Origin of the sequence: Draconibacterium mangrovi (assembly GCF_010586825.1) — a bacterium.
GTDB classification, from domain to species: domain Bacteria; phylum Bacteroidota; class Bacteroidia; order Bacteroidales; family Prolixibacteraceae; genus Draconibacterium; species Draconibacterium mangrovi.
The window spans coordinates 115,347-139,653 of the sequence record NZ_JAAAGB010000009.1 but is presented as its reverse complement, the minus strand read 5'-3'; the positions used below and the strand labels follow the sequence as shown (position 1 = coordinate 139,653).

The 24,307-nt window shown below is 39.5% G+C and carries 12 protein-coding genes and 1 pseudogene; 12 read left to right on the top strand and 1 reads right to left on the bottom strand.

Features of this window, described 5'->3' with window-relative positions; translation table 11 throughout:
* Positions 1-436 precede the first annotated feature (436 nt).
* The 9 genes and pseudogenes from G4420_RS19165 (at position 437) to G4420_RS23620 (ending at position 13,182) form a co-directional block, all read left to right on the top strand.
* Positions 437-1,021 (top strand): RNA polymerase sigma factor, encoded by a 585-nt coding sequence (locus tag G4420_RS19165; RefSeq protein WP_163325558.1) that lies wholly within the window; start codon positions 437-439, stop codon positions 1,019-1,021.
* Between the two features lie 125 nt (positions 1,022-1,146).
* The gene (locus tag G4420_RS19160) at positions 1,147-2,202 is read left to right on the top strand and encodes a FecR family protein (protein WP_163325557.1); all 1,056 of its coding nucleotides are present in this window, start codon (positions 1,147-1,149) and stop codon (positions 2,200-2,202) included.
* 216 nt (positions 2,203-2,418) lie between these two features.
* A complete protein-coding gene (locus tag G4420_RS19155; RefSeq protein ID WP_163325556.1) occupies positions 2,419-5,814 on the top strand; it encodes a TonB-dependent receptor in 3,396 nt (1,131 codons plus the stop codon).
* Between the two features lie 17 nt (positions 5,815-5,831).
* Positions 5,832-7,346, top strand: coding sequence for a RagB/SusD family nutrient uptake outer membrane protein (locus G4420_RS19150; RefSeq protein WP_163325555.1), 1,515 nt, complete (start codon positions 5,832-5,834; stop codon positions 7,344-7,346).
* A 109-nt stretch (positions 7,347-7,455) separates the two neighbouring features.
* Positions 7,456-9,060 carry a sulfatase family protein gene (locus tag G4420_RS19145; protein ID WP_163325554.1) on the top strand — a complete coding sequence of 535 codons (1,605 nt, stop codon included), beginning with the start codon at positions 7,456-7,458 and terminating at the stop codon, positions 9,058-9,060.
* Between the two features lie 5 nt (positions 9,061-9,065).
* On the top strand, positions 9,066-10,592 hold the full coding sequence (locus tag G4420_RS19140; protein ID WP_204273753.1) for a sulfatase: 1,527 nt from the start codon (positions 9,066-9,068) through the stop codon (positions 10,590-10,592).
* A gap of 2 nt (positions 10,593-10,594) precedes the next feature.
* Positions 10,595-12,241 carry a sulfatase family protein gene (locus G4420_RS19135; RefSeq protein WP_163325553.1) on the top strand — a complete coding sequence of 549 codons (1,647 nt, stop codon included), beginning with the start codon at positions 10,595-10,597 and terminating at the stop codon, positions 12,239-12,241.
* Between the two features lie 251 nt (positions 12,242-12,492).
* Positions 12,493-12,717 (top strand): hypothetical protein, encoded by a 225-nt coding sequence (locus tag G4420_RS23305; RefSeq protein ID WP_204273752.1) that lies wholly within the window; start codon positions 12,493-12,495, stop codon positions 12,715-12,717.
* 6 nt (positions 12,718-12,723) lie between these two features.
* A pseudogene (locus tag G4420_RS23620) lies at positions 12,724-13,182 on the top strand (putative oxidoreductase C-terminal domain-containing protein).
* A 79-nt stretch (positions 13,183-13,261) separates the two neighbouring features.
* Here the strand turns inward: G4420_RS23620 and G4420_RS19125 are convergent.
* The gene (locus G4420_RS19125; protein ID WP_163325552.1) at positions 13,262-17,293 is read right to left on the bottom strand and encodes a hybrid sensor histidine kinase/response regulator transcription factor; all 4,032 of its coding nucleotides are present in this window, start codon (positions 17,291-17,293) and stop codon (positions 13,262-13,264) included.
* 181 nt (positions 17,294-17,474) lie between these two features.
* Here G4420_RS19125 and G4420_RS19120 point away from each other — a divergent pair, with 181 nt between their 5' ends.
* From G4420_RS19120 to G4420_RS19110, 3 genes are all read left to right on the top strand, one after another.
* Positions 17,475-18,821, top strand: a complete 1,347-nt coding sequence (locus tag G4420_RS19120; protein WP_163325551.1) for a Gfo/Idh/MocA family protein — start codon at positions 17,475-17,477, stop codon at positions 18,819-18,821.
* Between the two features lie 67 nt (positions 18,822-18,888).
* A complete protein-coding gene (locus tag G4420_RS19115; protein WP_163325550.1) occupies positions 18,889-20,982 on the top strand; it encodes a GH92 family glycosyl hydrolase in 2,094 nt (697 codons plus the stop codon).
* An 84-nt stretch (positions 20,983-21,066) separates the two neighbouring features.
* Complete coding sequence (locus tag G4420_RS19110; RefSeq protein ID WP_163325549.1) at positions 21,067-24,297, top strand: SusC/RagA family TonB-linked outer membrane protein; 3,231 nt, start codon at positions 21,067-21,069, stop codon at positions 24,295-24,297.
* The last annotated feature ends 10 nt before the right edge of the window (positions 24,298-24,307 follow it).

Genomic DNA, 24,307 nt, shown 5'->3' with positions numbered 1-24,307 from the left:
TTTTTGATTTAGGCGCTTTTGTCGTTTTAAAAATATCTTGGATTGTGCCCCTGGGTTTTACTATTAGTTGTGAATTTTACTTCCTGTTAGAGTAGGTTGCCCGTTTTTAAATCGTTTTTTAATGTATACATAATCAATACGATAGAGTAGGGCAGTTTCCACAACTCCATAATTCTAGATCTTTTGTTTACCTCACGTATATGAACTTGGATACATAATGAGGATCCTCCGTACTAAAACAATGAGGCGTTTGACTACAACATGGAACGAATTCATATTAACAAGGCTCTTCTTTGTCAATAATAGACCTACTAATAACATCCTTCACAACAGAATTGATCCCAACGAAACATGTCTTTTGGAGGAGTTAAGAGAAGGCTTTGAAATTCACTTTTTTATATAACATTAAATTCATATTTTGTGTGTGCCTAAATGAATGAAAACTAATAAAACCAATACTGAACTGTTATTGCGACTTAAACAGGACGATAAAGTTGCATTCTATAATCTTTATGAACGTTATAGTAAACGCTTGTACAGTTTTGTTTTCCGTTTTATAAAACAGGAATCGGATACGGAAGAAATCGTTCAGGAAGTCTTTGTTAAAATATGGGAAAAAAGGAGAACAATTGACGCCTATTCATCATTTGAATCCTTCTTGTTTACTATCGCTTATAATTCAACAATCAGCTTGTTCCGAAAGCGTATAAATGAAAAAAAATATCTGGAGCACCTATTTGCATTACAAAAAGAGAAAAAGACTCCTGAACTGATTGATGAAATTCAATTTAATGATTTAAAAGAGCAGGTTAGTTATTTAATTGATGCCTTGACTCCACGACAAAAAGAGATTTATAAGTTAAGTAGAGAATCCGGATTAACATATCAGGAGATTGGTGAAAAATTAAATATATCGGCTACTACAGTAAAAAAACATATGGCAAACACCTTGTCATATTTGAAAACGAATATGCAAAACAACATGTTTGCAGCCCTCCTGTTTATGCACCTTTTTTTATAATTCTTTTGCCAGAGCATACTCCCTTATACAGGTTTAAACGTATTACATAGTAAACAAGCATAAAATGGTTATTCAGTACATATCTACTTGTTGAATAAAAGAAAGAGTTTTAGCAATTGAAAAAGATGAATAAGGAGCTAATAGTTAAATATTTAAATAATCAATGTTCTCCTGCTGAATTGGAAGAAGTAATCCGTTGGGTGAAAAGTAAGCAATGGAGCGAAGATGCAAAAGATGAGGTTATCGAGTGTTGGAAATCGGCATGTGATAATGTTGAGATTGATGATCAAAGAATAGATTCAATATTTGATAATATTCTAAATGAAATTGAATCGGATAACACAAGATATTTGCAAACACACAACGAAAAGTGGAATTATTCAAAGGTTATTAGATTGATTTCCCGGGTTGCAGTGATTCTGTTGATTCCGGTTCTATTACTTTTTTCTTACACCATTTCTGAGCGAAACAAAATAGCACAAAATGACTTTCGGAATATAACTGATTCTTTAGAAGTTATAGCTCCAATGGGATCTAGAACAGTTGTTCAGCTTTCTGATAGTACCGTAATACATTTAAATTCGGGAAGTAAGATTAAATACCCACAGATTTTTAATGGTGATAGCAGGGAGGTTACTTTAACCGGTGAAGCCTTTTTCGAAGTAACGCACAAAGAAGATATGCCTTTCATCGTAAAAACGGAGTTTTTAAACGTGGCGGTCCTGGGAACATCCTTTAATGTATCAGCGTATAACAACCAAAATATTATTGAGACAACATTAGTAAAAGGCAAAGTGCGAATTGAAAATGCTAAAACCAATGAGGAATTAGGAGTCATGATTCCCGGACAACATACCGATTTTAATATAAGTGATGGCACAATAAAAACCTCAACAGGTGAAGTAAATAAGTTTATTGCCTGGATTGATGGAGTAACAATATTTGAGGAGACACCAATAACCGAAGTCGCAGATAAATTGAGCCGAATGTTTAACGTGGAGATAATCGTGAAAGAATCGATAATGGATTACAATTATACGGTAACCTTAATTGATGAGCCTCTTTATCAGATTCTGGACTTAATGACACTTGCCAGCCCGATTAAGTATTCCATTCTGAAAAGAGAGAAGAATCCGGATGGAACTTATTCAAAACAAAGGATAATATTAGATAAGAAATAATAACTAATTAAATCTAACTAAAAGAACATTTTGCCTATGGAAAACCTAAATTAAAAAAACAGGGAAATGCGCCAACACTTCCCTGTCGAGATTAAATTTTTAACCCTATATGACGGTATAGGGTAGTTACAAACTAATCAACGCAAATTTATGAAAAATATAACGTGTACGTTCAGGAATGGAATATCTCCTGGATTTAAGAAACTTATGATGATAATGAAACTAACTAACTTACTCATCCTAATTTCAGTGGTTACTGCCTTTGCCGGCAAAACCTATTCCCAAACTAAAAAGCTAAGCCTGTCAATTGAAAATTCAACAGTAAAAGAAGTTCTTGGAGCTATCGAAGATCAGAGCGAATTCTACTTTATGTACAGCAGCAAAGTCATTGATGCAGACAGAGTAGTATCTGTGGAAGTTGATGATAAAAAGATTGATGATGTTTTAAACTCTATTTTTTATGGTACTGATGTGGAGTACACTATCAAGGACCGGATAATTGTTTTGGCAACACCGGAGCTTTTATCCGATGAGACCTTTATAGCTCCCCAACAAGGATCTGTAAGCGGAAAAGTAATAGATAGATCCGGAAGCCCACTACCAGGGGTAACAGTAATTATTAAAGGAACCACTTTGGGAACGATTACTGATATTGATGGTGTGTATTTAATTCCTGAAGTCCCGGATGATGCGGTATTGAAATTCTCGTTTGTAGGAATGAAAATGCAGGAAATTACCGTAGATAATCAAGCCCAGATCAATGTAACCATGGAAGAAGACGCCATAGGAATCGACGAAGTGGTAGCGATTGGTTATGGAACCATTAAAAAGAGTGATTTAACGGGATCAGTTACATCGGTTAAAACGGAAGATCTTGAAAACGTGAAAATGCAATCGATAGATCAGGCTCTGGCCGGACGGGCAGCGGGAGTCCAGGTAACTCAGTCATCTGGAGTTCCCGGATCGGCACCTGCCGTTAGGGTTCGTGGTACAACATCGTTGCAAGGTGCTAACGAACCGCTGTATGTTGTTGATGGTTTCCCAATTTATGCTGGAGCAGGAAGCGGAAATGCCGGAACGGCAGCTGGTTCGTCAAATATTAGTGGTATCGCGAATATCAATCCAAACGATATTGAAAGCATTGAAATATTAAAAGATGCATCCGCAACATCAATTTACGGAGCAAGAGCTGCAAATGGTGTAATTCTTATCACAACAAAATCGGGTACTGTTGGAAATGACAAAATTTCATTCTCTGCCAATTACGGATTTCAGAGTGTTACTAAAAAGATGGATGTAATGGATGCATACCAATATGCCGTATTAAAAAATGAGGCCTATACCAATGAGGGTAGTGCTCCGATTTATTCTTCAGCCGATTTGGAAGAAATAAAAAACAATCCGGAATTAGGAACAAATTGGCAAGACGAAGTCTTCGAGGTGGCCCCTACGCAGGAATACAATATATCGTTTACTGGTGGTGACAGAAAAACGAGTTATGCGATTACCGGTGGTTATACCAAACAAGACGGAATTATAAAAAGCACAGATTTTGAACGCTTTTCATCCAGAATTAATCTTACCCGCCAAATGAATAGCTGGCTTAAAGCAGGTACTCATATTTCTGCATTCAGGATTTTTTCCAATCAACAAAACGTTGATGGATTAGGTGTTGTAAACGGTGCCACTCAATTTAGTCCAATACTGCCAATATATTCGGGGCAGGGGTACTCTTTCCTTCCGAGTTCAAGTGCCAGTGAATATACCTTGGTTAACGATGGTATTATCATTAACAATCCGGTAGCTACAATGAATGAAGTAGTTCGGCAAACACAACGAAACGGTATACTCGGAGATATATTTTTAGAATTTAAACTCACGCCAAACTTAACTGCAAAGATTAAAGGAGGAGCAGATATTTCAAATGTTAAAAACGATACCTACCTTCCGAGCAATACAAACGAAGGCCAGGGATCAAACGGAAGTGGGACCATCAGGTATAACTTAAACCAAAACTGGTTAAACGAGAATACTTTAAGTTATATAAACGAATTTGGCGATCATTCGCTTAGTGCTGTTGTTGGAGCCACTTTCCAGGAAAATATTTTTGAATACGTTTCCGGTTCTTCTCAGGGATTTACCAATGATATTTTGCAAGAAAACAGTCTTCAGGGTGCCGAAACGTACAATAGCCCGGAATCTGGAAAAACAAGATGGGGTCTAATATCTTATCTTGCCCGTGTAAACTATTCATACAAGGGAAAATATCTTGCTTCTATCGCGGGGCGTACTGATGGATCTTCCCGGTTTGGAGAAAATAACAAGTATGCTTTTTTCCCATCCGGATCTGTAGCCTGGCGTGCCAGTGAAGAACAATTTATTCAAGATCTTAACCTGTTTTCATACCTGAAATTACGTGCAAGTTTTGGTTATACAGGTAATCAGGAAATTGGTCTGTATAACTCATTACCAACAACCGGAACCCAAACCTATACGTTCGGAGATGGATCGTTGGCTACTGGTGTTAGCCCGAACAAAATTGCAAATGCCGATCTTCAATGGGAAAAAACAGCCCAGTTCGATGCCGGAATAGATGTTGCATTCTTTGATAACCGATTGGGATTAACGCTCGATTATTATTATAAGAAAACTACAGAAATGCTTTACAGTGAGCAGGTTCCTTACACAACCGGTTTTACTACCTACTTAAACAATATTGGAAGCATGCAAAACCAGGGTTTCGAACTGGAGATAAGAGGTGATATCCTGAAAGGAGAGCTAAAATGGGATACAGATTTTAACCTATCTCTTAACCGGAATAAGGTTCTTAGTCTTGCAGGTGTTCTGTATAAAGATGTCGGTGTAGACCAGGGACACTTAAAAATCGATCCTTGGTCGAGACGAATATTTGTAGGAGAATCCATCGGTGCTTTCTACGGATGGCAATTTGATGGTATCATTCAGGAAGGAGAAACCTTAAACCAAACAATTAGTCAGGTAGGACCGGGTAGAAGAAAATATAAGGATGTTTCAAGTGAAGATGATAATCCTGACGACGGCAAATACACCGGAGCGCCAGATGGCGTGGTAGATAATGCCGACAGACAGGTTATTGGAAATGCTTTACCCGATTTTATTGGAGGTATGAATAATAATTTTTCATATAAAAATTTCAAGCTCAGCATATTTATGCAATGGTCGGTTGGAAACGATATCCTGAATTTTGATAAAACACAATTAACCCTGCCTACCGGAGGGCAAAATGTTTATGCAGAAATGGTGAACCGATGGACTCCTGAAAATCCAAGCAATGAACTTCCGCTGGCCAGTACCAACCGCCAGATCGTTTTCAATGACTATTACATCGAAGATGGCTCATATCTGAAAATAAAGAACATTGTGCTTGGATATACTTTCCCAAAAAGTATGGTGAAATTTGCTGACCGCCTATACTTGTACTCCTCGCTGAACAACTTTATTACGTTCACTAACTACTCAGGCTTCGATCCTGAAGTTAGTTTGCATGGTGCTTCGAATCTTACTATGGGTGAAGATTACAGTACTTATCCGCAATCCAAAACAGTAATGTTTGGAGTACAAATTGATTTTTAACATTTAAAACTTGAAAAATGAAAAAAATTATATGCATCCTATTAATACTTATACCTGCAACTCTTTTCAATTCATGTAGCGATTTTCTCGAAGAGAATCCTGTTGACAGGTATGTAGTTAGCAATGTATACACCGACGAGTCGGGCGCAGTTGCTTCAGTTACCTCAATTTATAATGGCTTATACAGTTTGTATGAAAGACTAATGTTTTTGGTTTTCGACCTCCCGGTTGATGATGAAAAAAATGGCCGTGGTATGCCTAACCAATACTTACAAAACCTTGAGTACATGCGTTACACTCCTAATAATACCTTTATTAATAACTTTTGGAGAGATAGTTACGCCGGAATTTTCAGGGCAAATAATGCACTGGAACAAGTTCCGAATATCGAAATGGATGAAACCTTGAAAACCAGGTTAATCAATGAGGCTAAATTTTTGAGGGCATTGTACTATTTCAATCTTGTACGCGCATTTGGCGATGTTCCTTTACCATTATCCACATCGGTTGACGAAACGGTTACTGCCCGTATGCCGCTTGCTGATGTTTATGCACAAATTATTTCCGACCTTAACGATGCAAAAGCTTTACCTAAAAGCTATAGTGGGTCAGATGTTGGCAGAGCAACTTCGGGTGCTGCCTCAGTACTGCTAGGATATGTTTACGTAACCATGAAAAACTGGAACGCTGCCGTAACCGAGCTCGGCGCAGTCGTGAACAACGAGGGAAGTTATGGTTACGGTTTGTGGGACGATGTAAAAGACAATTACAGGGTTGCCACAGAAAATGGTAAAGAGTGTGTTTTTTCGGTACAGTTTGATTCGCCTCCATCAAATGGAAATGGTGATATGCAGCTATCAGGCCCTAAATATGCACTTCAGGCTACCTATAAAACACAGCAAATACCAGGGCGAAACCAAATGAACGAGGCTGATATACCTATTGAAGAACTATATGCTCAGTATAGTGATAAAGATCAACGAAAATTTGTTTTCTTCAGTAAAGAGTTTACCAGTCCTATTGATCCAACAATCTACTATGTAGACCTGCCAATTTTTACTAAAGCATGGGATGAGAATGAGTTTAATGCGCCAAACTCAGCAGTAAACATGTTTGTTCTGCGATACGTAGATGCACTTTTACTTTATGCTGAAGCTTTAAATGAAAGTGGTGATCCTGATGCGGCATATACCCATCTTCAACGCGTACGCAACAGGGCATATCAAGACGATCCGGAGGGAATTTTAACCGGAGATAAAACGAAAGAGAACCTTACTGAATGGATCAGGAGAGAACGCTGGATGGAACTCGTGCATGAAGGTAAACGTTGGTTTGACCTGGTTCGTTGGGATATTCTAAAAGAAAGAATGTTTGAACATGCTGAAAATGAAAGTCAATTCACTGATTCGTTTGAAGCAGCACAGAAATTACAAATAAAAGATAATTTCAAGGATGCTATGAATTTAATGCCAATTCCACAGACAGAATTGGATGCTAATCCATTATTGGTACAAAATCCCGGATGGGAATAGTATAGTTTAGTTAGTTAAAATTAGAGGGTAGCTTTCGGTTTATCTGAAAGCTATCCCTTTATAGCTTGAAATATCGGCTTATATTACCGAATACTTTAAAATATATGTTATGATCAGAGAATTTCAATTGTTTATTGCCTTTTTAGTGTTGGGTACGGCAGTTCTCTCATGTGCACCCTCTAAGAGTGAGGAATCTTCGCAGCATCCCAATATTATCTACATCATGAGCGATGACCATGCCTACCAGGCCATTAGTGCCTACGGTTATGGATTAAACGAAACGCCTAACATCGATAGGTTAGCAAACGAGGGAGCTATTTTTACCCGTGCTTGCGTAACAAATTCATTATGCGCGCCAAGCAGAGCTGTGCTTTTAACAGGTAAACACAGTTTTATTAACGGGAAAGTGGATAATGTACAGGCCTTTAACTGGGATCAGTCTAATTTCCCTAAAATACTTCAGTCCAATGGTTACCAAACTGCAATGATCGGGAAGATCCACCTTGACGGAATTCCCCAGGGATTTGATTTTTCAATGGTTTTACCAGGACAAGGGCAATACTACAATCCCGATTTCCTGATTGAAGGAGAACGCGTTCGAAAAGAAGGTTATGTAACCGATATCATTACTGAAACAGCACTTGATTGGTTAAAAAATAAACGCGATCAGGATAAACCTTTCTGTCTATTGTATCATCAAAAAGCCCCACACCGCAACTGGCTTCCTGCCCCGGAATATGTAAATCTTTACGACGATAAAACATTCGAATTACCGGAAACTTTCTTCGACGATTATTCGGATCGTGGTTCGGCGGCAAAAGAACAGGAAATGGAAATCAACCGTGATATGATGTGGGGGCACGATTTCAAATTTATTGTCGATCCTAATGGCGACAGCACCAACTTTGTTCCGGACCTAAAGCGAATGAACGAGGAACAACGTGCAAACTGGATGGCAGCTTACGAAAGTGAAAATCAGGAATTTTTGAAAAATAAACCGGAAGGCGAAGAGCTGGCAAAATGGAAATTTAACCGCTACATAAAAGACTATCTGCGTTGCATAAAATCAGTTGATGATGGTGTTGGAGAACTGCTCGACTACCTTAAAGAAACAGGTCTGGATAAAAATACAATTGTTGTGTACACTTCCGATCAGGGGTTTTACCTCGGCGAACATGGATGGTTTGATAAACGTTTTATGTACGAAGAGTCATTGCGAACCCCATTGATTGTTCGCTATCCCAATGAAATTAAGCCCGGAACTAAGATCGACAACCTGGTACAAAACCTCGATTTTGCACCTACTTTTCTGGATTATGCCGGTATTGAAGTTCCTGCCGGTATGCAAGGCGAGTCATTCCGCCGGTTGGTTAGTGGCGAAACTTCTGAGTTCCGCGACGCTATTTACTACACATACTACGAATACCCGGCTGTACATATGGTAAAACGCCATTACGGAGTGGCAACAAGCAGGTATAAACTGATGCATTTTTATTACGATGTAGATGAATGGGAAATGTACGATTTGGAAAAAGATCCCCGGGAAATGCATAATATTTACGATGATCCGACGTATGCCGATGTGCAAAAGATGCTTCACGAAAAGCTTACTGAAACTCGCTCCAAGTACGGCGATAGCGATGAGCTGGATCAAAAATACCTGAAAGCATATCTCGACCATCAGGAACAACAAAGAAACCGCAACAATAATTAAAGACAATGGCTTTGTTTAATCTAAACCAATTATACCAAAAAGGAAATACCTCGCTTTCGAGGTATTTCTTTTTACTACTATTGATTTTGGCTCCAATGTTTATAAATGCTCAGCCCAATATCCTTCTGATATTTTCAGATGATTTAAACACAAGGATTGGTCCGTATTTGGGGATTGATGAACACACTCCAAATCTCGATAGGCTGGCAAAAGAAGGAGTAATGTTCACTCGTGCCTACTGCCAGTATCCGCTTTGCGGACCTTCGCGGGCTTCAATTATGAGTGGTTTGTATCCGGCTACCAATGGTGTTTTGGGTAATGATGACACTCCCGGGAGTTATAAAAAAATCAATCCGGCACTGAAAGATCATCCTTCAATGGCTGGTTTCTTCAGGGAGCAAGGCTATTTTACAGCACGTGTTTCAAAGATATTTCATATGGGTGTACCCGGCGGAATTGAACGTGGTGAACCCGGAGGAGACGAGCCCGAATCCTGGGACTACGCCTTTAATGTTATGGGACCCGAAACGCTCAGTCCCGGAGAGTTGGAATTACTTTCACCCAAAAACCTACATTACGGATCAAATTTTGCGCGCCTAATTTTACCCGATTCGCTCCGGTATTTCCAAACCGATTATTTAGCAGCCAATCAGGCAATTGCCATTCTTGAGAGTCGTGCAAAAAAAGTTGCAAGCGGAGCCACAAACAAGGTAAAGATAAAACCTGATGCACCATTTTTCCTGGCTGTAGGATTTGTGAGACCGCATGTCCCTTTGATTTCTACTGAAAGCTGTTTTGCAAATTATCCCGACGAAGAGAGTGTTCTTCCTCCGGTTGTAGTAGGAGATAATGTTCCAAAAGAGGCGCTGGTACGACAAAATGACAAAATCTGGGGAATGGACGAACTTCAAAAAAAGAAAACCATAAGTGCTTACATGGCTAGTGTTAAGTTTATGGACGAACAGATCGGGCGGCTTTTAAATACAATGGATCAGCTGGATTTGCGTAAAAATACCATTGTCGTTTTTCTCTCCGACCATGGATACAACCTGGGTGAACATGATTGCTGGGCAAAAACCAGTTTGTGGGAAGGAACCGTAAGGGTGCCACTCGTTATTTCAGTTCCTGGAATGGAAAAAACGTATGGAGTAAAATGTGAGTCGATAGCCGAGTTGATCGATTTGTATCCAACACTGGTTGAATTGGGGGGGTATTCTAATAAAGCCCCGGAAATTCTGCAGGGAGAAAGTCTTGTTAAATACATTGAAAAAGGGAACCTGGTTGATAATGATGCCGAAGCATTCACAATTACCAACAGGGGAAATGCAGGTACATTGGTTTCTGGGAAGTACAGGTATACGCGTTGGGGAGAGGATATTAATAGCGGTAACGAAGAATTGTACAACCATAAATCAGATCCTGAAGAACTCGAAAATTTAATAGATCACCCGGATCAGAATAAACTTATAGAAGAAATGCGGAAACGCTTTAATTTGGCAAAACAAAAGTCACAAAAATCTATAATCCAATAAAAATGAAATCAATCAAATTTTTTAGAATAGTACTGTGCTTTATGGTATTTTCATTCTTTCTGACAGGGTGTAAATCCGGCACCGAAGAAAAAACAAATCAGCGCCCCAATATTCTTTTTATCATGGCTGATGACCATGCTTTTCAGGCAATAAGTGCTTATGGCGGCCCGTTGGCAGATCTGGCGCCAACGCCAAATATCGACAGGATTGCGAATGCAGGAATGCGCTTTAACCAGTGTTTGGTAACCAATTCGATTTGCGGCCCGTCGCGGGCAACTATTTTTACTGGAAAGTACAGCCACCAAAATGGTTTTATCGATAATACAATGGGATCGAAATTTGATTTTAGTCAGAATTCGTTTCCAAAAGAACTGCAGAAGAATGGCTATAAAACAGCTGTGATTGGTAAACTTCATCTTGGAGGGACACCGACAGGATTTGATTATTTCGACATCTTGCCGGGGCAGGGAGCCTATTACAACCCCACGTTTATCAACCAGGAAGGTGAGTACCAAATGGAAGGTTACACCACTGAGATCATTACCGATAAAACCATCAATTGGTTACAGTCGGTAAAAGATTCAACACAGCCATTTATGGTAATGATGTGGCACAAAGCTCCGCACCGCGCATGGGATCCCGGACCAAACGAATTGGGGATGTACGAGAACACAACTTTCCCGGAACCTGAATCACTTTTTGATGAGTATGAAACAAGGGAACCTGCATCGTTAAATTACATGAGTATTGCCGATGTAATGACTTTGGACCGGGATCTGAAAATGACTGATCAGCCACGAAGAGGCTTGAATGAAGAGCAGTTAAAAGCCTGGGATGCAGTTTACGGACCTATTTACGAAGCATTCAAAAAGGAAAATCCACAGGGAATAGATTTGGTTCGTTTTAAATTTCAGCGTTACATGCGCGATTACCTGGCCTGTATTTCTGCAGTGGATAAAAGTGTAGGTAAAGTGCTGGATTATTTAAAAGAAAGTGGACTGGATAAGAATACGATTGTGATTTACTCGTCAGATCAGGGGTTTTACCTTGGAGAACATGGTTGGTTTGATAAACGCTGGATGTACAAAGAATCGTTAAATACACCATTGCTGGTCAGCTGGCCGGGAACCATCGAAGCCGGTTCGGTGAACAACGCCTTGGTATCGAATCTTGATTTTGGCGAAACACTTATAGATGTTGCCGGTGGTGAAGTGCCTGCCGATATGCAGGGTCAGAGTTTGCTGCCAATATTAAAAGGCGAAACACCCGAAAACTGGCGAAAAGCACACTACTATCATTACTACGAGCATCCGTCGGAACACAATGTGATGCGTCATTACGGAATAACCACAGATAAGTATAAACTTATTCATTTTTATTATGATATGGACGATTGGGAGCTGTTCGATTTGGAAAAAGACCCGAATGAAATGCACGATGTTTATAACGATCCTGCTTATGCCGATGTGCAGGCCGATCTTCATAAACAATTGGAAGAACTCAGAGCAAATTACGAGGACCGTGATGAGCTGAATCAGAAATTTATAGATGAGTACAACGAAAAGGTGAAAATGAATCCGCGTATTGAATACTGGAAAATGAGCCGCGAAGATTTGCAGAAATTGTTTGAGATTCCTTCTAAGAAATAAAAAAATATAACGCGTTGGAATAATTTTAATTATCTGTATGACAGGTTTGTAGTGTTTCGCAACTGACAAGCTGTAATTGAACTTGTATACAATATTAAAAAAAAACTCTCAATGAAAACAATGAGGTGTTTGAATGATTTTATACAACCAAATCATACTGCTCAGTATACTCTTTGGATATAATAGCCTACTCACCGTACGACCTTTCCGAAATGCTGCCGGAAACGATGCATAAAAAAACCTAGTACATTTTGAAAGCAGTTATAGAGGGAATTAATGTTTTAGCCGACAAGCCAATGGTGATTTCGCTGGATGAGTTTCCGAAACTTGAAGAAGCTTTTATCGTGGCTGAAAATAATGGGGTTTTATTGTATGATATTATGACTGAACGCCACATGATAACAGCTATTTTGCAACGCGAATTGGCCTTAAAACAAGAGGTTTTTGGTACATTGCAAATTGGTACGGAAGATTAGCCTGCGATAACAAAAGAGAGTGTTCATCACTTTTTTAAGTGCGTTTCTGGCAAGCTGCTTAAAAGACCAGCATGGTTTTTTGATACCCAACAACAAGGCGAAGGCATTGTTGTTGTTACAACTCATTTGGTTGATCTTATTCAGTGGGAAGCATTTCCTGGAATAATCTTAAATAAAACAGATGTTGAGATACTTTCAGCAAAACACTGGACTACCGATTTAACACACGAGATGTTCACTAAGGTTACACAAATAGAGTAATATCCTGATTTTCGTGAAAAGGATGTTGACGTTGACAAACTAAAAGTATATTCTAATGGTGAATTTACATATTTATTAAAGGGTGTTCATGCAAAAGTATCAGTTATCTGGAATTTTGAGGCTCCTGTTGGTACCGGTGATACACATTACTCAATTATGCGTGGTACAAAGTGTAATCGCTTTACTGTTTGCCATCCCGATTAACAACGCTGCCATTGAGAATGTAGGCTGCCATCTGGTTAGCATAAATCGTGAGCCAGGCTATTTTAATATCATTAATAAACTAACTTTTGTATTCTGATGGTGTTGTGCCATATTCATCTTTAAAACATTTTCGGAAATGAGGAAGACTCTGGAATCCTACTTCTGTAGCTATTTCGCTAATTGTTTTACTTCCTTCTTGTATCAGATTTGATGCTTTCTTTAAGCGGTATTTGCGAATAAATTCTCCGGGATTCTCCTGGTTTAGCTTTTTCATTCGCCGGTAGAAAGTAACCCGGCTCATCCCAATTAAGCTGCTAAAAGTGTCAGCATTAAATTCAGGATCAGAAAAATTACTGTCAAGAATGATCAGTATCTTCTTGAAGAATGATTTATCATCTTCACTCCAGCTATCGTTTTTGGTTGCTGAAAATTGTTCAACATCTTTCCTTATGTCCTTGTATTTATTCAGGATGTTATTTATTCTGGAAAGTAAAAGATTTGGGTTAAATGGTTTCTCAATGTAATCATCAATACTGGTTTTGTAGCCTTCAATTTTTGACGACACATCGGTTTTAGCACTAAGCATTATAATGGGAATAAAACGGGTTTCGGGCATTTCCCGGATATTTTTTGATAACGCAAGTCCATCCATTACCGGCATCATTAGGTCTGTTATAACCAACTCAGGAATACTTGTTTTTAATTTTTCGATTGCCTCCTTACCATTTGTGGCAGCCTGTATTTTGTAATATTTTCCTAAAAGAGATGATAAATATTCGAGTAATTCCGGGTTATCCTCAACCAGTAATATTTCTTCTCCGGAAGGATTTCCCGGATCGATTTCTATAATTGCCTGTTTTTCAACCTGTTTAATGTTTGGAAGTAATTCTTCGTCAACAATTTCAGATGTTTTGAAATGCTGTTTCCCATCTTTAAAAAATATTGTAAACGTTGTTCCTACGTTTTCCTGACTCTTACAAGTGATTGTGCCTTTTTGTATTTCAACCAGAGCCTTAACAAGTGTTAAACCCATTCCGTGTCCGTCGGTATAAGTATCTATTTTTTCACTTCTGAAGAAACGATTAAAAATATTTTTTTGTTCTTCTTCTGAAATACCCATTCCTGTGTCGGTGATTTTTAATTCAACTCCGTTTTCCTGTTTTGCAAAGTCGATTAAAATCGTGCCTCCTTCATTGGTGTATTTTATGGCGTTGGTTAAAATGTTGTAAATTATTTTATCTGTCTTATCCTTGTCGAGCCAAAGGGGAATGGTTTCATGTGGTTTTATTAATTGAATGGTAATGTTTTTGCGCTGGGCATAATCATTAAAGGTATCTGCAATTTCTTTGGTAAACGAAACAATATCGAAATTTGAAACCTGTAGTTTTAGCTCTCCATGATCAAATTTGTGCAGATCGATAAATTGATTCACCAGGCGAAATAATCTGTCAGAACTTCTCCTGATGTTTTTTAGAATGAATTGATTAACACCGAGATCTTTTAACTGATCGATATTACCCATAATTATTGTTAGTGGAGTTCTGAATTCATGCGAAAGGTTGGTGTAGTATCTTAATTTAGCCTGATCTGCTTCGTGCAGTTTTTGGTTAAGTGCTACCATTTTTTCCTTTTGGGCAATAATCTTATTCTTTTGTTCTTCTATCGAAAAAGTTTGTTCTTTTATCTTTTTCTCAAGCTGCATATTCCAACGTTTAATTGTATGAAAACGAATTCGTTGTATTGCATACAGTATGGTGATAATAAAGAATATCAATAAAGCTTTAAACCACGACGTTTTATAAAAAGGGGGAATAATAGAAAGGTTAAGCTGTTTTGCAGCGCTCCAGTTTCTTCCGTTCTCACTGGCCTGAACTTCAAAAGTGTAGTTATTCGGAGACAGATTTGAGAACACGGCCTGGTTGCTTTGTTGAGGTACCAAAACCCAGTCATCAGATTGTCCGCTCAGTCGGTATCTGAAAATGGTTTGGTCGGGATAGTTAAAGGGAAATGCATCAAAAACCAGTGAAAATGAACTGGAGCTGTAATCAAGTTCTAAGGTTTTAAGCTTTTCAATTGAATTCGAGAGAATCATACGATCCTTTATTTTTTCTCCAACCTTTATTTTATGATTATTCAAATACAAATCGGTTATAATTGGAGTTGGAGGCGATGTGTTATTCGTGATTTCTTCCGGTATAAAACTTATAAACCCATCATAGCCTCCAAAATATATTTTACCGCTTGGATCGAGATAAAACGCATCATCCATGAACAGATCGTCTCCAAGGTATTTCTCTATTGAAAAGTCGCCTAATTTTAGCCGGCTGATTCCGCGGTTGGTACTCATCCATAATTCGTTATTTGCATGAATGGTACTGTAAATCAAATTATTCGATAATCCGTCCGATTCGAAATAACTCGCTACAACTTTTTCTTCGGTTAAATCAAATGCCATTAACCCGGTGTTACTTCCTATCCACATTGTATCATTCACTATTTCAAGCGAATAAAGTTTGCTGTCGGTAAAATTATCTTTTTCGTAAGTGTAGTAAGTTAATATTCCCTGAGGTGTGAATTTGCACATCCCCAAGTCTCCTGACACAAACCAGTAATTTAAATTCTTGTCTTTGGCAATACTTCTGATTGAGGCTGAAATATAGGTTTCGGGCATTTTCAGTTTTGTTAACGTCCCTGTTTCAAGATCTACAATTCCTATTCCGAACCGATTCGTGACAGTAAGTTTACCTGGAGTAAACTCGAGCATACGATAACATACATCCGGCCATTCCCAACCATATTTAATTAAGGTGTATTCTATATGGTTATTTTCCGGGTTATAGCTGCATAATCCTTTGCCGGAGCCAATCCAAAGGTTACCATTTGAATCTTCATAGATTGAGCGGATGTTCTCAAGATTTTGCGTTGTATTTCCGGGGAGATAAATGTCGGAATATAAAACTTGTTGATTATCAGGTGTAATTCGGACTAACCCTAAACGATCGAAGCCAACCCAGATATTGCCATCCTTAGATTTACAAATTGCCCTTATTGGATCAATTTCCTGGTCTGCCTTTGAAAGTACCGAAATAGGATGATGGTTAAAAAGGTTTCTTTTTCTTGAGTAAAAGTTAACACCGTATTTCGATGTTCCAATCCATAAGTTACCCGATTTATCAAAAGCAAAATTTTTGGCATCCTGACCATGAAAAGAGTATTCACTAAAGGGATCGTATGAATACTTAGAAACACGATTTGCAGTATCGCCATTCATAATAATTTGTACAAGGCCTGTGGTTAACCCAACCCAAATTTCGTTATTATACGCTGCCAGCGCCAGAATTCCGTTGATGTTTATATTCCTGTCAAGTTCCTCGCTGTGCGGAATTGGTTTTCTTTCGCCGGATTTTAAATTAAGAATTTCAAGATTACCTGTATTTATTACCACCAACGAATCATTAAAGACCTGGGATATATTAAAAACCTGCTGTTTCATAATTAGCCGCGGAGCTTTTGCTTTTTCAGTAAGTGAATAAAGAGATATACCTCCGTACCCCCAAAGCAAAACGTTATTATGTCCTGTATAAATAACATAGTTTCTTCCGGGTGGCGATTTTAGTTTTGTCGTTTTATTTTCGGGTAGGTTATAGGTATAAAGTCCGTTCGGATCAGTAAACCACAGTAAGGTATCCAGTGCCGACAACAGGCTTGTGGTATGAACCGCATCTCCAGGATAAAAACAACTATCATGAAATACTTTAAAGTTGTCGTATTTGGCATCGTAAAGATTTAATCCTCTGTCCTGAATATGAATCCAAACATTTCCGTTTGGACACGATGATACCTTTTCAATATAGTTGCCTTCAAGTGTGTTTGGCTGGAAAGGAACCGAGCGAAATATATCAAAATTGGTTCCATCGAAACGTGTAATCCCTTCAATGGTTCCCATCCAAACATAGCCCGTAGAATCTACTATTAAGCCATTGATATTGTTTTGAGATAGCCCTCTCCGTGTATCAAAATGGTCGAAACGGATGTATTGTCCCGACGAATTTGTTTCAAACAGTAATGTTGCTAAGAGTAAGAAAAAGAGGCGTATAAGTGTTTTTTGCATTCCGATGTGTCAATTATTTCTACTGAGAATTGCCAAAAATAATCATTTGAAACAAAAACAACCCTATATGAAACAAAAACAACTCAAGAAGAATATTTGCGATGATACTTTTGAAAACGTGAGATGGGAAACAAGTGATTGTTGAAGATCGAGTTTTTATCAGAATAATAATAGAATAGATATGGGATCATCCAGAAGAATTTTTTTAAGAAATGTAGCAGCAGGAACAACAGGGGTTGTTTTAGGAAGTTCGGCAATGGCTATGTCGGCCAAAAGTTATTCACGGGTTATTGGCGCCAACGACCGTTTGCAAGTGGCATTCATGGGCTGCGGACGCCGGGTAAGTGCCTATTACAATATGGTGAAGGATTCGAGCAACAATGTTGACTTAGCTTATATCTGTGATGTAATGAAAAAGCAACGCGAACGGGTTGCACATAACTTAAAAGGAAAGGTTTCGGGCGATGCCATTTTGATTAACGATATCCGGGTTGCTTTGGAGGACAAAAAAGTAGATGCTGTTTTTAATGCTACTCCCGATCACTGGCATGCACCTGGTGCATGGTTGGCCATGGAGCACGGTAAGCATGTTTATCTGGAAAAACCATGTACGCATAATCCTGCGGAAGGCGAGATTTTGGTTGCCTTGCAGAAGAAGTACGACCGGTTAATTCAGATGGGAAACCAACAGCGTTCTTCAGCTTATACAAAAGCAATTATAAATGACATTCACAATGGTAGGATTGGAGATGTGTACAGAGCTGTAGCATTTTATTCAAATAACAGGAATGAAGTTTCTGTTCCAAAACCGGCACCTGTACCGGAGGGATTGGATTGGGACCTTTGGCAGGGACCTGCCCCGCACGAAGAGTACAAACACGATACCTGGGATTACAATTGGCACTGGTATGGTTGGAAATGGGGAACAGCCGAATCGGGAAACAACGCAACACATGAGCTGGATGTTGCCCGTTGGGCATTGAATGTTGATTATCCTGAATTTGTTGACGTTCAGGCAGCGAAGCGTCATTATAAGAATGATGGCTGGGAAATGTACGACACGGCTTATGCCTCTTTTCGTTTTCCTGACGATAAGGTAATTGCCTGGGATGGCAAGAGCCGAAACTCGCATAAAACTTATGGTGGCGACAGAGGAACTGTTATTTATGGTACTGATGGTTCGGTTTTTATCGACCGGAATGGATACAAAGTATACGATCGCAGAGGGAAACTGCTATCCAATAATAAGTCAGACGGCGACGAGGCCGGAACAGCACTTGGAGGTGGCGGCTCAATGACCGATGCACACATTGTTAATTTCTTTGATGCAATCCGGGGAAAAACAAATAAACTGAATTCTCCGATAGAAATGGGCGCCAAGAGCCAGATGCTCACTCACTACGTCAATATCGGCTATCGAATTAAAAAATCTTTTGAAGTAGATCCTGAGAACGGTCGGATTTTCGATCGCGATGCCATGAAATTGTGGGGGCGCGAATACGAAAAAGGCTGGACCCCAAAAGTGTAACTGCAAATTTTAAAAAATCATCGCTGACGGATCGTCAGCAAACTAATCAATAATCAAAAACATATTGATGAAAACCAGGCAAATTTTGTTTCTGATATTCCTTTCGCTATACCTGAATGTTTGGAATATACACGCGCAATCTTATGCGCAATTGGTAGACCCGCAGATAGGTAGCAAAGGCGACGGGCTGGGGTGTGGATATAGTTACATCGGGGCAACTTATCCTTTTGGAATGGTACAATTCTCTCCCGGCTTTTTTACACCTCAAAGAGGGTTTGGAATTACCCAGCTAAGTGGCGCAGGATGTGCTAATATGGGCAACTTCCCGGTTTTGCCCTTGACTGGCGAATTGAAAAAATCGCCCAACGATATGGATGAGTTTCAGCCTTATGTTGAAGTGAATCAGGCAAATGCCGGTTTCCTGTCAGTATTAATGAAAGATAATACAAGGGCAGAACTTACAGTTAATAAACGTTCAGGAATTGCACGTTTTACTTTCGGCGGCGAGAAGGGTACAGTTATTATCGGCGCCGGAGTTAGTGCAACTTTTGTTGACAATGCCCGCATTGAAATTACTTCTTCAACAAGCTGCGAAGGATTTAGTTATGGAGGCGAATTTTGCGGAGCTCCAACACCCTACAAGATCTATTTTGCTGCCGAGTTCAACAGAGAAGCTGATGGTTTCGGGGTTTGGATGAAAAAGAATATGCTCGATTCAGCCAAACTCGCCTATGGGAAAAACTCAGGCGCTTATTTTTCTTTTGATACAAAAAATGATCAGGAGGTTGAATACCGTATAGCCATCTCCTATGTATCTGTTGAAAATGCGCGCGAAAATTTACGCCGCTCGGCAAACGAAGATGGCTTTGATGCGTACCGCAGGTCGGCCGAAAACGTGTGGAACGATAACCTTGCGAAAATAAAAGTAGCGAGTGAAAATGAAGATGACCTGGTTCAGTTCTATACCCATTTTTACCACACATTAATACATCCCAACCTGGTAAGTGATTTTAACGGCGAATATATTGGCGCTGATTATAAGGTTCATAAAGCTCAAGCGGGCAGAGATGTTTACAGCTCATTTAGCGTTTGGGACACTTATCGCACGCAGGCTCAACTGGTAGCCATGCTTTATCCGAAAGAAACCAGCGATATGATGCAGTCGTTGGTTGATTTTGCCGATCAGGCCGGAGGTTATGGCCGCTGGATTTTGGCCAATATCGAAACCGGAATTATGCAGGGCGATCCAACGCCAATCCTTATTTCAAATTCGTATGCGTTCGGAGCCACTGATTTCGACACCGAAAGAGCTTTTTATCATATGAAAAGAGGGGCGACTATTCCAAGGCTTTATTCGCAGGATCGCGAGATTCGCCCATACTTACGATCATACAATGAAAAAGGAATAGCTCCGGCATCGATGCTTCTGGAATACTCTTCGGCCGATTATGCCATTGGACAGTTTGTTTTGCAAGCGTTGAAAAACCAGGAGGAAGCTTCATTTTTTATACAACAATCAAACAACTGGAAGAATTTATATAACCCGCAAATCAACTGGCTTTGCTCGCGTCACGAAAACGGAAAGTGGAAAAGCATTCACCACGACTGGCGTGAAGCAACTTACAAGAATTATTTCTGGATGGTTCCCTACGATTTGGAAACCCTGATTGATACCATTGGCGGGAAAAAGGTTGCTGAAGCACGCCTGGATACACTTTTTGAACGACTTGATGCATCGTACGAAGAAGACTGGTTTGCCGCTGGAAACGAACCCGATTTTCAGGTTCCGTGGATCTATAACTGGACCGACTCGCCGGAGAAAACAAACAAAGTAATTCAGCGAATATTTAACGAAATGTACAACAGTAGTTCTTCTGGATTGCCGGGTAACGACGATTTAGGGACAATGGGAGCCTGGTATGTGTTTGCTTCAGTTGGCTTGTATCCGATGGTGCCCGGAGTTGGTGGTTTTTCGGTTAATATTCCACGCTTCTCAGAAATATCTATAGAACTGCCAGAAGGCGAGCTGCTTATTTCCGGCGGCTCAAAACAAGCAACTGAAATTCGAAGCCTGATGATAAATCGAAAAAAACATGATCCGCTTTGGATTGACTGGAAAGAATTAAAAAACGGGGCAGAGATTCAAATTAGCACACGATAAACAAACTATTCAAAATTAAATAAACGCTGCGCGGCGGTTTAGCGCTGTTGCAGAGATGCTTAATTAAACTCAAATTAATATTTTATGAAAAAAATCAGACCGTATTGTTCTTACGTGAAGGTACAATCAACGTGTTGGTTTGTATTAAAGGCTTTCGGGATTTTATCCCTTATCCTTTTAATTCACATTAACGTATTTGCGGGAGGTAACTGGAACAAAAAGTCCGGTAATCCCATTCGGAATTCAATTTCTGAAAAAACAGAGAGTCTGCAATCCAAAACCATTAAAGGACGGATTGTAGATAAAAATGGTGACCCACTTCCGGGCGCAAACGTAATTATTCAAGGTACCTTGGGAGGTGCTATTTCCGACGCTGACGGCTATTTTACCATTGAAGCTGAGGTAGGTGATAAACTTGTTTTTTCATTCATTGGGATGGAGAAACAGGAGGTAAAGTACACCGGACAACAGGACCTGGTAGTTACATTACAGGAAAAACTGGATGAGTTAGATGAGGTAACAGTAGTAGCCTTCGGAAAACAAAAGAAAGAAAGTGTGATTTCTTCTATCTCTACTATCTCGCCAAAAGATCTGAAAATTCCGGCAAGTAACCTTACAACTGCTTTTGCGGGGCGTATTGCCGGTATGATTTCGTACCAAACAACAGGTGAGCCGGATATGGATAACGCCCAGTTCTTTATCAGGGGGGTTACAACCTTTGGAACAGGTAAAAAAGATCCGCTGATTTTGATTGATGGTGTTGAAATGAGTACAGGAGAACTTTCCCGTTTAACGCCCGATGATATTGGTAGTTTCTCTATTATGAAGGATGCCAATGCTACAGCTCTTTATGGTGCCCGTGGTGCTAATGGTGTAATTTTGGTTACCACCAAAGAAGGGCGCGAAGGAAAGGCTAAAATTTCATTTAGAATGGAAAGGGCCTATTCGCAACCTACAGAAGAGCTGGACTTTGTTAATCCGATAGATTTTATGAAACTGCACAACGAGGCAATTGTAACTCGCGGTGATATAAACTTGCCTTATAGCAAGAAGAAGATTGATTATACTGAGAGAGGCATTGATCCGTTGAGATATCCGCAGGTTGACTGGGATGACATGTTGTTTAAAAGTGGGACATTCAATCAGCGTTATAACCTTAATATTAGTGGTGGTGGAAAAGTGGCCAACTATTACATTGCTGCCAAGTACACTAATGATAAGGGGATATTAAAGAATGACTCTCGTCAGAATTACGATAATAATATTAATTCAGATAAGTACTCATTACGCTCAAACGTAAATGTTTACCTTTCTAAATCTACAAAAATCACTGTACGGTTAAACGGAGATTTCGATACCTATAAAGGGCCCTTGGTTAGTGGTAGCGATTTGTACAAAAAAGTGCTGAATGCCAGCCCGGTTTATTTTTTACCATACTACGAACCGGATGAAGCCAATATCTACACCAGGAATATTCTTTTTGGAAATTACGACACCGGAAATTATTTGAATCCATATGCCGAAATGGTTAAGGGATACAAATCAAAAGACCGCTCAAACATGTACGCCCAGTTTGAGGTAAATCAAGATCTTGATTTTTTAACTGAAGGATTGTCGGTTAGGGGTTTATTCAATATAAACAGGTACTCTTTACTGGAGATACGTCGACAATATAGTCCGTTTTGGTACAATGTAGCTGAAACACCAGATCCTGATGATTACGTGCTTATTAACCTTAATCCTGATGATGGAACAGATTATCTGAACTATGAGCCGGGTACACGAGAATTGGTGGGAACTATGTATGTAGAAGCTGCTGTCGATTACAAGAAGGTTATAAAAGAAAAGAATTCTATTTCAGGCTTAATGGTTTTTACAATGCGTGAAAAGCATGATGGTATATCCAATAGCCTTCAACTATCATTACCATACCGAAATATGGGGCTTGCCGGACGTTTTACTTACGGTTACGACAACCGCTATTTTCTTGAGGCAAACTTCGGATATAATGGTTCTGAACGTTTTGACTCAGGCCATCGTTGGGGATTCTTCCCATCTGCCGGTTTAGGATGGATGGTATCAAACGAGAGTTTTATGATGCCTTACAAAAAGACAATTACGAAGTTAAAACTGAAAGCAACTTACGGATTGGTGGGTAACGACCAAATTGGTAGCAACAGCGATCGCTTCTTTTACATGTCCGATATTGATATGAACAACGGCGACAGGGGGTATACCGCCGGTTACGATTTTGGTTTCTCCCGTCCGGGAATCGCTATAAATCGCTATTCTGATCCGAATATCACCTGGGAAATCAGCCGTAAAACAAACTTAGGAGCCGAGCTGAATCTTTGGAACGAGTTGGAAATTCAGGCAGATTTCTTTCATGAATACCGCAGTAATATTTTGCAACGCCGCACCGACATTCCAACAACAATGGGCTTAGAGGTAACACCAAGTGCAAATATTGGCGAAGCTGCCAGCCGCGGATGCGAGTTTTCGGTTGACTATACCAAATCATTTTCTTCAAAATTGTGGATGATTCTTAGAGGAAACTTTACTTACGCAACAAGTGAGTATAAAGTGTTTGAAGAGCCAGATTACAAAGATACTCCGTGGCGGTCGCATGTTGGGCAAAGTGTATCGCAACAGTGGGGTTATGTGGCTGAACGTTTGTTTATCGACGATGAAGAAGTGGCAAACTCTCCAACACAGTTTGATAATTACTTGGCCGGTGATATTAAATACAAGGATATCAACAACGATGGCATTATCGACGAAAAGGACCAGGTGCCAATTGGTTTCCCAACAACTCCTGAGATAAATTATGGATTTGGAGTTTCACTTGGGTATGGCAACTTCGACTTTTCCTGTTTCTTCCAGGGTTCTGCCAGATCTTCATTTTGGATTGATCCCAGCGCAACAGCGCCATTCGTTAAAAACGGTATTGATGGTTTTACAACAACCCGCTCAATGTTGCAGGTTTATGCCGATAGTTATTGGTCGGAGAACAATAGAGATATTTATGCTTTGTGGCCTCGCTTATCAGAATCAACAATCAATAATAATAACAAAAGGAATACCTGGTTTATGCGCGATGGTTCCTTTTTACGATTGAAAACTGCAGAGGTTGGCTATACGATTCCTAAGAATTTTGTACAGAAGTGCAGATTAGGTAATGCCCGTATTTATGTGTCGGGTAGTAACCTGGCAGTGTTCTCGGCTTTCAAATTATGGGATCCTGAAATGGGTGGAAACGGTTTGGCTTACCCACTTCAGCGTGTTATAAATCTTGGAGCAACTATTGATTTTTAAAAAAGTATCA